Source organism: Kitasatospora sp. NPDC001159, from assembly GCF_053598235.1.
Genome location: NZ_JBSFJV010000152.1, coordinates 1 through 11,927 on the forward strand (window position 1 = coordinate 1; position 11,927 = coordinate 11,927).

General features: G+C 74.9%; 9 protein-coding genes and 3 pseudogenes. 6 read left to right on the forward strand and 6 right to left on the reverse strand.

Going from position 1 to position 11,927, the window contains the following annotated elements:
• Positions 1 to 27: 27 nt before the first annotated feature.
• The gene (locus ACWC9T_RS38395) at positions 28 to 195 is read left to right on the forward strand and encodes a hypothetical protein (RefSeq protein WP_449825686.1); all 168 of its coding nucleotides are present in this window, start codon (positions 28 to 30) and stop codon (positions 193 to 195) included.
• 484 nt (positions 196 to 679) lie between these two features.
• On the opposite strand, the pseudogene ACWC9T_RS38400 reads toward ACWC9T_RS38395, so the two are convergent.
• Positions 680 to 1,447, reverse strand: a pseudogene (locus ACWC9T_RS38400) (right-handed parallel beta-helix repeat-containing protein); the annotation flags it as partial.
• Here ACWC9T_RS38400 and ACWC9T_RS38405 point away from each other — a divergent pair.
• On the forward strand, positions 1,446 to 2,660 hold the full coding sequence (locus tag ACWC9T_RS38405) for a Dyp-type peroxidase (protein WP_449825679.1): 1,215 nt from the start codon (positions 1,446 to 1,448) through the stop codon (positions 2,658 to 2,660). The pseudogene ACWC9T_RS38400 and the gene ACWC9T_RS38405 overlap by 2 nt on opposite strands.
• A gap of 65 nt (positions 2,661 to 2,725) precedes the next feature.
• Positions 2,726 to 3,508: a phosphotransferase gene (locus tag ACWC9T_RS38410; RefSeq protein ID WP_449825680.1), complete on the forward strand. Its 783-nt coding sequence runs from the start codon at positions 2,726 to 2,728 to the stop codon at positions 3,506 to 3,508.
• Between the two features lie 15 nt (positions 3,509 to 3,523).
• Here ACWC9T_RS38410 and ACWC9T_RS38415 read toward each other — a convergent pair whose 3' ends face one another.
• Positions 3,524 to 4,723 (reverse strand): cytochrome P450, encoded by a 1,200-nt coding sequence (locus ACWC9T_RS38415; RefSeq protein WP_449825681.1) that lies wholly within the window; start codon positions 4,721 to 4,723, stop codon positions 3,524 to 3,526.
• Positions 4,724 to 4,822: 99 nt separating this feature from the next.
• Between ACWC9T_RS38415 and ACWC9T_RS38420 the strand changes: the two genes are divergently transcribed.
• A complete protein-coding gene (locus ACWC9T_RS38420; RefSeq protein ID WP_449825682.1) occupies positions 4,823 to 5,086 on the forward strand; it encodes a DUF4345 domain-containing protein in 264 nt (87 codons plus the stop codon).
• A 12-nt stretch (positions 5,087 to 5,098) separates the two neighbouring features.
• Here the strand turns inward: ACWC9T_RS38420 and ACWC9T_RS38425 are convergent, their stop codons facing one another.
• The gene (locus ACWC9T_RS38425; protein WP_449825683.1) at positions 5,099 to 6,628 is read right to left on the reverse strand and encodes an FAD-dependent monooxygenase; all 1,530 of its coding nucleotides are present in this window, start codon (positions 6,626 to 6,628) and stop codon (positions 5,099 to 5,101) included.
• A 112-nt stretch (positions 6,629 to 6,740) separates the two neighbouring features.
• Between ACWC9T_RS38425 and ACWC9T_RS38430 the strand changes: the two genes are divergently transcribed.
• Positions 6,741 to 7,358 carry a TetR/AcrR family transcriptional regulator gene (locus tag ACWC9T_RS38430; RefSeq protein ID WP_449825684.1) on the forward strand — a complete coding sequence of 206 codons (618 nt, stop codon included), beginning with the start codon at positions 6,741 to 6,743 and terminating at the stop codon, positions 7,356 to 7,358.
• 47 nt (positions 7,359 to 7,405) lie between these two features.
• Positions 7,406 to 7,759 (forward strand): annotated as a pseudogene (locus ACWC9T_RS38435) (MOSC domain-containing protein); the annotation flags it as partial.
• A 75-nt stretch (positions 7,760 to 7,834) separates the two neighbouring features.
• Here the strand turns inward: ACWC9T_RS38435 and ACWC9T_RS38440 are convergent.
• From ACWC9T_RS38440 to ACWC9T_RS38450, 3 genes and pseudogenes are all read right to left on the reverse strand, one after another.
• Positions 7,835 to 8,470: pseudogene (locus tag ACWC9T_RS38440) on the reverse strand (IS200/IS605 family accessory protein TnpB-related protein); the annotation flags it as partial.
• Between the two features lie 189 nt (positions 8,471 to 8,659).
• Positions 8,660 to 10,984: a beta-ketoacyl synthase N-terminal-like domain-containing protein gene (locus ACWC9T_RS38445; RefSeq protein ID WP_449825687.1), complete on the reverse strand. Its 2,325-nt coding sequence runs from the start codon at positions 10,982 to 10,984 to the stop codon at positions 8,660 to 8,662.
• 50 nt (positions 10,985 to 11,034) lie between these two features.
• Positions 11,035 to 11,927, reverse strand: an 893-nt coding sequence (locus ACWC9T_RS38450; RefSeq protein WP_449825685.1) for a phosphopantetheine-binding protein, incomplete at its 5' end; no start/stop codon positions are given.

Genomic DNA, 11,927 nt, shown 5'->3' on the forward strand with positions numbered 1-11,927 from the left:
GGCGTCCGTCCGACGCAGATCGGCTACGTGGAGGCGCACGGCACCGGCACGATGATCGGTTCCGTAGCGCGTCGGCGCTCGCCGGGAGCGGGTAGGCGTCCGGGTCGACCGCTCCCGGCAGGTCGACGGCCGGGCGGCCGGGGGCGTCCGGGTCGGGCAGGGACGGCTGCTCGGACGGGGGCGGGACCTGGTTGAAGGGGAGGCCGGGCGGCGCCTGGACCGGGGCGGCACGGCCGGCGGCGAGCGGGGCGCGCCCCTGGGTGCCGCAGGCGGCCTGGGTTTCGAGGTCCATCGGGCTCTGGGTGGCGGGCTGGTTGCCGGTGAAGCAGTTGCCGGGGTCGGTGGAGGCGAGGACGAGGTCGGCGCCGTTGCCCTCGGCGCGGTTGCCCTGGACCTGGTTGCCGGCGGCCGGGTGGCCGGGTGGGTCGGTGATGATGACGCCGGCCGCGCGGTTGCCCCTGACCAGGTTGCGTTCGACCTTGTTCGCCGTGCCGCCGCCGATCCCGATGCCGATGCCGAATCCGCCGTCGGCCTGTTCAGGGGTGTCGGCGGCGTTGTTGTCGGCGACGGCGTTCCCGGCGATCACGGCGCCGTGCTGGGGGGCGAGGGCCTCCAGGTCGTTGGAGTTGACGGTGACGCCGACCCGGTTGCCGACCACGCGGTTGCCGAGGACGTACAGCCCGTCCGAGGAGTTGGTGAGCTCGATGCCGACGGCGTTGCGTTCGACGGTGTTGCCGCGCACCAGGGTGTCGCAGGGCTTGCACTGGCCGACGTAGATGCCGGAGTCGGCCCCGCCGGAGGCGTAGGAGTCCTCGATGACCCCCGCCCGGGCGTCGAAGGCGTAGATGCCGTAAAGGCCGTTGTTGTAGGCGGTCACGCGGGTCGCGCGGAAGCCCTGGACGGCGGGGAACCGGGTGGTGTCCAGGGGGTTGTAGGCGGAGCCGCCGGCGCCGCGCTGCTGCAGCTTCTCGTCGGTGACGCCGGTGAACAGCACGCCGTTGGCGAGGAAGCCGTGCACGGTGAGGTTCTCGACCACCGAGCCGGGGCCGGTCACGGTGACGCCGTTGACCAGCCGCACGCCGCCGTCCAGGACCACGGTGTTGCGGTCGGTGCCGCGCAGCACGACGCGGGGCTTGGCGATCCGCACGCTCTCCTGGTACGTGCCGGGGGAGACCAGCACGGTGTCGCCCTCGCGGGCGACGTCCACGGCCTTCTGGATGGTCGGGAAGTCCTGTGGGACCCGCACCACCGTGCCGTCCGGGTGGTGGGCGTCGGCGGAGGAACCGGTGGCGGAGGAGCAGCCGGAGAGGGCGAGGGCGGTGGCGATGAAGAGTGCGGGGAGGCCTCGGAGTGAGCTCCGTCCACGGACAGGTGACGAGTCAGGGGGAAGTTGACGGATAGTCAAAAGTTGCATAAAGGGTGTTCTATCGTCTCCAATGTCGGTCATGCATGCCGAAACCGGAAAGGCGCAGAAAGAACCGGGAACCGTCAGAAGCGGTGTGGATCGGAGGGCGCTGATCGCGGGCGGCGGTGCGGTGTTGGCCGCCGGGGTCGGTGCCGGGGCCGTCGTGCTGGGGCGCGGCCGGCCCGCCGCCTCGCCCTCGCCCCCGCCGCCGTCCGCGCCCGTCCCCGTCCCCGTCCCGTTCCACGGGGAGCGGCAGGCCGGGGTGACGGCCCCGCAGCAGCCGGCCACCGTGCTGCTGGCCCTCGACCTGGCGCCCGCCGCCACCTCGGACGGGCGCGGCGCCCTGCGCTCCCTGCTGGGAGAGTTGACCCGGGTGCTCGCCGAGGCGGCGGGCGGGACGTCGAGCGACCCGCGGCTGCGGGGCGGGGAACCGGCGCAGCTCAGCAGCCTGGTGGGGGTCGGGCCGGGGCTGGCGGCGAGGCTGGGGCTGAACGTGCCGCCCGCGCTGGCGGACGTCCCCGCCTTCCCGGGCGACCGGCTCGACCCGGCGCGCGGCGGCGGGGACCTGGTGGTGCAGCTGTGCGCCGCCGACCGCTGGCCGCTCACGGTGGTCGCCGAACTCGTCGGCGCGGCGGGGAAGTCGGCGGGGGCGGGCGTCCGCTGGACCCAGTCCGGCTTCCTGGCCCGGACCGCCCCCGGCACCACCCCGCGCAACCTCTTCGGCTTCAAGGACGGCACGGCCAACCCGGACGAGACGGCCGCCCGGCAGTGGGTCTGGGGCCCGCCCGGGCCGCACGAGCACGGCACGGTGCTGGTCTACCGCCGGATCCGGATGGACACCGCGGCGTTCGCCGCCCTCCCCGGGGACCGTCGCGATCTGGCCATGGGCCGCCGACTCACCGACGGCACCCCGCTCACCGGTACGGCCGAGCACGACGACCCGGACATCTACGCCAAGAACCCCGACGGCTCCTACGTCATCCCCAGCACCGCGCACGTCCGCCTCAGCAGCCCACGCCTGGACGCCGGCGCCCGGATGCTGCGGCGCGGCTACAGCTACGACGACGCGCCGGACGACCGCGGCCTGCTGTTCTGCGCCTTCGTCCGCGATCCGGCCCAGTTCAACCGGGTGCAGGAGCGGCTGGCGGCCAAGGACGCGCTCAACTCCTTCCTGGTGCACACGGCTTCGGCGGTGGCGTACGTGCTGCCGGGGGTGCGGGAGGGCGGGGTGCTGGGCGAGGGGCTGTGGGCGTAGCGGGAGGAGCCCGTAGGCCCCGTGTTCCAGTGATCGGCGGCCGACCCGCCTGGCAGACTGGCGCGATGGATCATGACGAGGAGCAGCCGCTGACGGGCGGGAACGTCAGTGCCGGTGTCGTCCGGGTCGGGGACACCGTGCGCCGCCCGGCCGGGCCGTGGACACCCGCGGTGCACGCCCTGCTCGCGCACCTGCACGGGGTGGGGTTCCGAGGTGCTCCCCGGCCCCTCGGTCTGGACGAGCGGGGGCGCGAGGTGCTCAGCTACCTGTCGGGCGAGGTGGTCTGGCCGGACCGCTTCGCGCTGGTGGAGCCGGCGGAGCGGCTGGCCCGGGTGGCCCGGCTGATCCGGGAGTTCCACGACGCCGTACGGGACTTCACGCCCCCGCCGGACGCCCGCTGGCAGGTGCTCATCCCGGCGGACGAGCACGAGATCATCGCCCACCACGACCTGGCCCCGTGGAACCTCGTGGCCGGCGGCGGGGGCGGCTTCGCCTTCATCGACTGGGACGCCGCCGCACCGGGCTCCCGGCTGTGGGACGTGGCCTACGCCCTGCACGGCTTCGTCCCGCTGTCGGCGGATCCGGCCTGGCAGCGCGCCGACGCCGGGCAGCGGGTGCGGGTCTTCGCCGACGCCTACGGGCTGGACGAGGCGGAACGGCGCCACCTGGTCCCGCTGTTGGGGCGGCGCACCCGCTCCATGTACGACTTCCTGCGCGACGAGGCCGGACGGGGCGTCCAGCCCTGGGCGCGGCTGTGGGCGGAAGGCCACGGCGAGGTCTGGCGCGGCGACGCCGACTACATCGAGCAGCGTCAGGACCTTTGGGAACAAGCCCTGTTGGACGGCTGACGCCGCTCCCGGGGATCACCAGGAGACGGGAACGGCGGCCGGGCTGCGGGTGGTGGTGCCGAGTTGCCAGGGGAGGCGGTCGACCGGGGTGGTCAGGCGCAGGCCGGGCAGGGCGGCGGCCAGGCGGCGGAGGGACTCGCGCATTTCGAGCCGGACCCGCCAGGCGCCGATGCAGTAGTGGGGGCCGGAGCTGAAGGCGAGGGTGGGGGCGGCGAGGGGGCGGTCGAGGCCGGCGTCCAGGCCGTCGGGGTAGACGGCGGGGTCGCGGTTGGCACTGCCGAGGCTGGCCGCGACGACGGCGCCGGCCGGGATGGTGACGCCGCCGAGCTCGATCGGGGCGGTGGCGCGGCGGATGGTGGCCTCGTCGTCGCCCAGCGGGATGAAGTGCAGCAGGCGTTCGACGGTCTGCTCGGTGACGGCCGGGTCGGCCAGGCGGGGCCAGTGGTCGGGGCGTTCGCCGAGGAGGTAGACCAGGGCGTTGCCGAGGGCGCCGGTGACGCTCTCGTTGCCGCTGGCGGTGAGGCCGAGGACGAGGAAGGCGAGCGCGTCCTCGGGGACGCCGCCGTCCCGGTCGGCGGCCAGGACGAGCCGGCTGACCAGGTCCTCGCCGGGCGCTCGTCGCCGACGCCCGATCAACTCACGGGTGAACGCGCTGAATTCGGCGAGGGAGGTGCTGTGGTCCTCGGTCGGCTCGCCGCCCTGGGCGAGCAGGGCGAGGGTCCAGCGCCGCAGCCGCTCGTCGTCCAGGCGGTCGGGGCCGTCGCCGTCGAGCCCCATCAGCCGGGTGGTGACCGCGAACGGCACCGGCCGGGTGAAGGCCGAGACCAGGTCGGCGGGCGGTTCGGCGGCGACCAGTGCGTCCACGGCCTGCTGGACGGCGGCCGCGACCCAGGGCTGCCAGCCGGCGATCGCCCGCGGGGTGAAGGCCTTCTGGATGGTGGCGCGCAGGCGGCGGTGCGCGTCGCCGTCCTGGTTGAACAGGGAAGCCGGGTTGGCGGCCACGTCGGCGGTGCTGCCCGCGGTGCCGACCTCGTGCAGGTCGGCCCGGGTGAGACGGGGGTCGCCGAGGACCTGCCGGACGTCGTGGTAGCGGGTGACGAGCCACGCGGGGGTGCCGTCCGGGAGGGTGGTGGGGTGTGGAGGCTGGGCGGGGGTGACGGTGAGCCGGTGGAGCGGGGGGAGCGGCGTGGCGGTGTCCGGTGCGGCGGAGGACATGGATCCCTTCGGGGTCGACGGGCCGGCGGGGCGCAGGCATCCAACTGTCATATTTTCGTAGGGAATTGACCCCTATGGGCGGCTTCCCGTTCCGGCCCGATGGTACGCCCCCGAACGTCGATCTGGGCCGCCCGGCAGGCGCCGGTGCCCGCCCGGGCGGTCCGGGCACTGACGGCGGTGTTCCTGCTGGGCGGCCTCGGCCGGGTGCTGGCGATCGTCACGGACGGGTGGCCGCAGGGGTTCCAGGTGGTGCTGATGGTGATCGAACTCGGCTTCTCACCGGTGTTCTTCTGGCTCGCGGATGCTGACGAGCGGGCGGTCGGGGTCGGGGCTTCGGCGGCGCCCGGCGCCCAGCGGGCCTGAGTGCTCGACCGGTCACACGGCGAAGGCCCGCAGGTGCCCGAGGACCGTGCCCGGGTCGGCCGTCGCCCCGGCGAGCGAGACGTAGCCGTCCGGCCGGACCAGCACCACGGCGTCCCCGCTCAGCCCGTACGCGCGGGCGGCGTGCCCGGCCGGGTCGAGCACGGCGGCCCGGCGCAGTCCGGCCGTGGCGGGCAGCCGGGCCGGCCCCGGGTGGTCGCCGAAGGTCAGCAGGGTGAAGTGCGGCCCGCGGAACAGGTCGAACAGCCGGGTCGGCGTGCCGTCGACGGTCGCGCAGGGCGCGTCCGGGGCGCGGTCGCCGGCCCGGATGCCGGTGGTCCCGTCGAGGTCGCGGCCGAGCGGTCCGCCCCGGTAGCCGAGCGTGAGCCCGGTGAGGTCGGCGCCGGCGACGGCCAGGGTGCGGAACTGCTCGGTCAGCAGGCCGGCGCCGTCGCCGCCGAACACCGCCTTGTGGTGGGCGGAGGTGGCGGCGAGCGAGGCCCGGGCGATCGGCAGCCGCTCTTCCTGGTAGCTGTCGAGCAGCGCCCCGGGCGCGCCGCGCAGGACGGCGGCCAGCTTCCAGCCCAGGTTGTGGGCGTCCTGGACGCCGGTGTTGAGGCCCTGGCCGCCCGCCGCGGACTGGCAGTGCGCGGCGTCCCCGGCGAGCAGGACCCGGCCGTCGCGGTAGCGCTCGACCACCCGCACGGTGGGGCGCCAGGCGGTGGACCAGACCGGCTCGTGCATCCGGACGCCGGGTATGCCGGCCCGTTCGGCGAAGAGCCGGCGGAAGGTGTCCAGGGTGGGGGCGGGCAGCTCGCCCTGCCCGTCCGGTTCGACGGCGGCGTGCACGGCCCACTTGCCGTCCTGCCGCATCGGGACCAGCGCCATGGCGCCGGCGCCGAACCGGGGGTGGTTCCAGATGTGCATGTGGTCGGGGTCGAGGCCGTCGAGGTCCATCGAGGCCATGATGAAGCGCTCCTCCTCCCAGGTCTCGCCGAGGAAGGGGATGCCGGCCAGCTTGCGGACGGCGCTGCGGCCGCCGTCGCAGCCGACCAGGTAGCGGGCGCGCAGCCGCACGCTTCGGCCGTCCCGGTGCAGGGTGGCGAGCACGCCGTCCCCGTCCTGGGTGTGACCGGTCAGCTCGGTGCCGGTCTCGACCCGGACGCCGTACTCGGCGAGGCGCTCGCGCAGCACGGCCTCGGTGTGGTGCTGGGCGACCAGCAGCATCCCGCGGTACGGGCGGTCCGGGGTGGCGGGGAGGGCGGCCGCGGGGTCGACCTCATGGACGAGTGTCGGGCCCTCGTAGGTGCGGACCTTCAGGTTGAGCACCCCGCGGTCGAGGATCCGCTCGACCACCCCGAGGTCGTCGAAGACCTCCAGGGTCCGCGGGTTGAGGCCCTTGCCGCGGACACCCGCGGTGCGGAACTCCCCGTCCCGCTCGATGATCCGGAAGTCGATCCCGGAGCGGGCCAGTCCGATGGCGAGCGCGAGGCCCACCGGGCCGGCGCCGACCACCAGGACATCGGTCTCGGGTGTGTCGGGCATGACGAAGCCCCCTGTTCGCCGGGCCGTAAGATACGGCGCGTTTCCTGCCCCCGACTGTAGACTGACCCCGATAAGAAACGCAACGTATCTATGAGGGCGGGGGCGGGATCCGGTGACGAGCGGCAGAGCGGGAACGGCGGGCGCGGGGATCATGCGGCGGCGCGGCGGTGAACTGGAACGGGCCATCCTCGACGCCGTCTGGGCCGAACTCGTCGACCACGGATACGACCGCCTCACCATGGACGGCGTCGCCGCCCGCGCCCGCACCAGCAAGCCGGTGCTCTACCGCCGCTGGTCGAACCGGGTCGAACTCGTCGTGGCCGCCCTCGGCCGCAACGCCCCCGACTACCAGGAGCCGCCCGACACCGGCGAGTTGCGCACCGACCTGCTGCTCTTCCTGTGCGGCATGCTGCACCGCTTCGACGACCTGCCGGTCGACACCGTGCACGGGGTGCTGGTCGACATCATGCGCGACCCCGAGCTGCGTACCCTCTTCCGGAACGGACTCACGGCCCAGGGGCCGGTGGACGGCCTGGCAGCGGTGATGCGCCGGGCCGCCGACCGGGGCGAGATAGACCCGGCTCGGCTCACCCCGCGGGTGGTCTCGCTGCCGCTGGACCTGCTGCGCGACGCCTTCCTGATCGAGGGCACGGTGCCGTCCGACCGGGTGGTGGCGGAGATCCTGGACGAGGTCGTCCTGCCCCTGCTCGGCGCGTCCGCCAGGCCGTAGGCTTCGAGGCCGATCGAACGTGCATCTGCGAGGAGGACCCGGAACGCATGGGCGGCACCGTGGTGGCAGTCAGCAGCAACGCCGAGTACTCGTTCAGCAAGCCGAACCGGGAGGGCATCACGCTGCTCGCCGGGCTCGGCGTGGAGGGCGACGTGCACGCCGGGGTGACGGTCAAGCACCGTTCTCGCGTGGCGCAGGACCCGACCCGGCCCAACCTGCGCCAGGTCCACCTGATCCACCGGGAGCTGCTCACCGAACTCGGTGAGTCCGGCTACGACGTGGCGCCCGGCGCGCTCGGCGAGAACATCACCACCGAGGGGCTGGACCTGCTCGGCCTGCGGGTCGGTGCGGTGCTGCGGATCGGCCCCGAGGCGGAGGTGGAGATCACCGGCCTGCGCAACCGTTCCAATTAAGTGATCAGGAGTGGGTCTTGGGCCCAGGTCTGATCACTGCGTGCATCCCGAACGGTGGTGGATGCCCGACTGGTCGCCCGCGTCCCACCGCGCGCTCTCCCACCGCTTTCGCCAGTCGGCTTCGGTGAGACCGGCGGCGGCCAAGTTGTGCCGGGCGTTCAGCAACCTCCCGCCACCGAGCACCACCTGCACGCGACCGGCCTCACCATCGGCCCGGACAGCCGCGTACCGTTCCTCCAGCGCCGCGAGCCGACGGGACTTGACGAACCACTCATGCCTGGAACGGTAGCCACCAGGTGCGCGCCCGGTGCCCTTCTCCCCGACCGGCAGCGACAGCCGGTGCCTCAGCATTCGGATGCCGGCGTCCAACGAGTCCAGGTGCGTGGCCTGCCCACGCCGGGCCAGCGCCCACTGGTCATGCGTCGCCTTCGTGACGCTCCCGGCCCAGCGCGACGACGACTCCACGGTCAGGTCACGTTTGCGCGCGGCCCACGTCTCCTTGCCGTGCTCCAGGCCGTCCGCGCAGCGCGCCTTCAGAACCTTCGACGCCAGAGCCCCCAGATGCCCGCCGACCAGCCGCAGCACCTTCTCATCCTCGGGCGTGAGGCCCCTGAGACGGTCACGGACCGTCACACCCGACGGGCCCAGGGGAACGAACGGCGCGTCGATCCGCCGGAGGTCCCTCTTCGGTCCGGTCACGCCATCCCCCTCCCCGTCAGTGCCACCACCCTCGTCCGCGCCGGCGGGCCGGTCGGGCCCGGCGACACCATCACCGTGGAGCTGCCGGCGGCGCCGCACCGGCCGCTGGAGCGGATCTGAGGCAGTCGGGAGGACGGGCCTGCCCGAACCGTCGGGGGCAACGGTTCGGGCAGGGGTCCGAGAAGGGGCCTACAGGGTGCAGGCCGTGGCGGGCGGTTGGGCGGTGAGCTCGCCGACCGACCAGACTGGTGCGTCCACCCCGGCCTCGGTGAGGGCACGGGTCAGGGCGGCGGCGGCCCGGGCGGTGCTGCGGTGGGCCTGCGGCGCGGCTCCGGCGGCCGGGCCGAGCAGGGAGAGCACCCCGACCAGCGGGCCGCTGCGCTCGGCGGCCTCGCGCAGCCGGCGGGCGAGCGCCCGGGCGGGCTCCTCGGGCTCCAGGGCGAGGGCGGCGACCGTCGCGCCGTGCTCTGCCAGACCGGCGGCGGCCTGCGCGGCCCGGTCGTCGGTCGCACCGCCCGCGGGGGTAACCAGCAGCCAGGTGCCGTGCAGCGGCACCCCGGTCTCCTCGGGAAGCGGCTGCCACTCGGTGCAGCCGCTCAGCGTCAGCTCGCCGGTGCCGGTCACGGTCTCGGCGGCGGGGCTCTGCACGACGGGCGCGGGCTCGTCGACCAGCCAGTACTGCTCCCGCCGGAAGGCGTAGGTCGGCAGCTCGACCGCGCGGACGCCGGTGCCGGCGAACAGCGTCGCCCAGTCCACCTCGGTGCCGGACACATGTGCCGCCGCCAGCGCGGCGACGTCCGCTCCAGCGGGCGCGGCGCCCCGGCCGGCCGCCGCCGTGCCGCGCAGCAGGTTCGGCGCCTGCCCGCCGCCCGCCAGCGCGGCCAGCCCCCGGCGGACCTCCTCCAGCCCGCTGCCCAGCACCACCGCCCGGTGGGTCAGCTGCGCCCGGGTGGTGCAGCCGGCGTACGCCAGGTCGGCGAGGCGCTCGGCGGGGTGGCCGTCGAGGTGGGCGAGCAGCCGCTCGGCCTGGGCGCGCAGCGCCTCCTCGTCGGCCGCCGAGAGCAGCCACGGCAGCGGCTCGGGCAGCGGCCGCGGTGCGTCGGCCGCCTCGGCGGGCTGCTCCTCGGCCGGGGCCTGTTCCAGGATCAGGTGGGCGTTGGTGCCGCTGAACCCGAAGGAGGAGACCGCGGCCCGGCGCGGACGGCCGTCGACGGTCGTCCACTCCCGTGCCTCGGTGAGCAGCTCGACCGCGCCGGACTCCCAGTCCACGTGCGGGGTCGGCTGGTCGGCGTGCAGGGTGCGGGGCAGTACGCCGTGCCGCATCGCCATCACCGTCTTGATGATGCCGCCGACCCCGGCCGCGGCCTGGGTGTGGCCCAGGTTGGACTTCAGCGAGCCCAGCCACAGCGGGTCGGCCTCGCCGCGGGCCTGCCCGTAGGTGGCGAGCAGGGCGCGCGCCTCGATCGGGTCGCCGAGCGGGGTGCCGGTGCCGTGCGCCTCGACGGCGTCCACTTCGGCGGCGGAGAGCCGGCCGTCGGCGAGCGCCTGCCGGATGACGTCCTCCTGGGACTGCCGGTTGGGCGCGGTCAGCCCGTTGGACGGGCCGTCCTGGTTGACGGCGCTGCCCCGGATCACCGCGAGCACCGGGTGGCCGTTGCGGCGGGCGTCGGAGAGCCGCTCGACCACCAGCAGGCCCGCGCCCTCGGCGAAGGCGGTGCCGTCCGCGTCGGCCGCGAAGGCCTTGCAGCGGGCCGAGTGGGACAGGCCGCGCTGGCGGCTGAACTCCTGGAAGATGCCGGGCGTGGCCATCACGGTCGCGCCGCCGGCCAGCGCGAGGTCGCACTCGCCGGCCCGCAGTGCCCGGACCGCCGAGTGGACCGCGACCAGCGAGGAGGAGCAGGCGGTGTCCACCGTGACGGCCGGGCCGGTGAGCCCGAGCGCGTAGGAGATCCGCCCGGAGGCGACGCTGGTCGAGCTGCCGGTGCCGAGGTAGCCCTCCAACTCGGCCGGGATGGCGCGCAGTCGGGCCAGGTAGTCCTGGTGGACGACCCCGGCGTAGACCCCGGTGCGGCTGCCGTGCAGCCCGTGCGGGTCGATCCCGGCGTGCTCCAGCGCCTCCCAGGCGCACTCCAGCAGCAGCCGCTGCTGCGGGTCCATGGCCAGGGCCTCGCGCGGGCTGATGCCGAAGAAGACCGCGTCGAAGGCCCCGGCTTCGGCGAGGAAGCCGCCGTCCTGGACGTACGAGGTGCCGGGGGCGTCCGGGTCGTCGGCGGCCAGCGCCGCGAGGTCCCAGCCGCGGTCGGTTGGGAAGCCGCCGATGGCGTCGCCGCCCTCGGCGACGAACCGCCACAGCGCGGCCGGTGAGTCGATCCCGCCGGGGAAGCGGCAGCTCATGCCGACGACGGCGATCGGTTCGTGCGCCCGCTCCTGCTGCTCGGCCAGCTGGCGGCGGGTGTGGTGCAGCTCGGTGGTGACCTTCCGCAGGAACTCGCGGAGCTTCTCCTCGGTGCTCATCGAGCCCGAAGGTGCGGTGTTGGACATGGTGGTGTTCCCCCTGGGCCCGTTCAGAGCCCGAGCTCGTTCTCGATGAAGTCGAAGATCTCGTCGTCGCTGGCCTGCCCGATCAGCTCGCCGAGGTCCGCGCCGGAGTCGCCGGGCGTGACCGCCCCGGCCTCGCCCAGGCGGTCCAGCAGCTTGCGCAGCCGGGCGGCGACGGCGTCCCGGGTGGGGCCGTCGAGCGCGGCCGGGGACAAACCGGCTTCGATCCGGGCGAGTTCGTCCAGCACGTTCGACGCGGGCGCGACCGCCGCCGGTACGGCGGTCAGCTCCGCGAGGACGAAGCGGCCGAGCGTCTCCAGGGTCGGGTACTCGAAGACGACGGTCGCGGGCAGCCGCAGCCCGGTCGCGACATTGACCCGGTTGCGGAACTCGACCGCGGAGAGCGAGTCGAAGCCCAGCTCCTTGAGCGCCCGGATCGGGCTGATCGCCTCGTGGTCCGCGTGCCCGAGCACGGTGGCCGTGTGCCGGCGCAGCAGGTCGAGCACCAGCGCGCGCTGCCGCTCGGCGTCCAGCCCGGCCAGCCGACGGGTCAGCGACTCGCCCCCGGCCTCGGCCTTCGCCGCCGCCCGCCGGGCCCGGCGCCCGGTCAGGGCGCGCAGCACGGCCGGGAGCATCCCGGCGTCGGCGCGGGTGCGCAACGCGGCCGGGTCGAAGCGGTTGAGGATCGCGACGGGCGCCGCGCCGCCGAGCGCCTCGTCGAACATCGCGTGCCCCTCCGCCTCGCTGAACGGCAGGATGCCGCTGCGGGCGACCCTGGAGCGGTCGGTCGCGTCGAGGTGGCCGGTCATGCCGTCGGCCAGCTGCCACAGGCCCCAGGCGAGGCTGGTGGCGGGCAGGCCGTGGACCCGGCGGTGCTGGGCGAGGGCGTCCAGGTGGGCGTTGGCGGCGGCGTAGTTGG

What these genes read in the sequence shown, in the direction of transcription:
- ACWC9T_RS38405 (WP_449825679.1), top strand. Translation starts at nt 1,446, where the DNA reads ATGCATGCCGAAACCGGAAAGGCGCAGAAAGAACCGGGAACCGTCAGA.
- ACWC9T_RS38410 (WP_449825680.1), top strand. Translation starts at nt 2,726, where the DNA reads ATGGATCATGACGAGGAGCAGCCGCTGACGGGCGGGAACGTCAGTGCC.
- ACWC9T_RS38415 (WP_449825681.1), bottom strand. Translation starts at nt 4,723, where the DNA reads ATGTCCTCCGCCGCACCGGACACCGCCACGCCGCTCCCCCCGCTCCAC.
- ACWC9T_RS38420 (WP_449825682.1), top strand. Translation starts at nt 4,823, where the DNA reads ATGGTACGCCCCCGAACGTCGATCTGGGCCGCCCGGCAGGCGCCGGTG.
- ACWC9T_RS38425 (WP_449825683.1), bottom strand. Translation starts at nt 6,628, where the DNA reads ATGCCCGACACACCCGAGACCGATGTCCTGGTGGTCGGCGCCGGCCCG.
- ACWC9T_RS38445 (WP_449825687.1), bottom strand. Translation starts at nt 10,984, where the DNA reads ATGAGCACCGAGGAGAAGCTCCGCGAGTTCCTGCGGAAGGTCACCACC.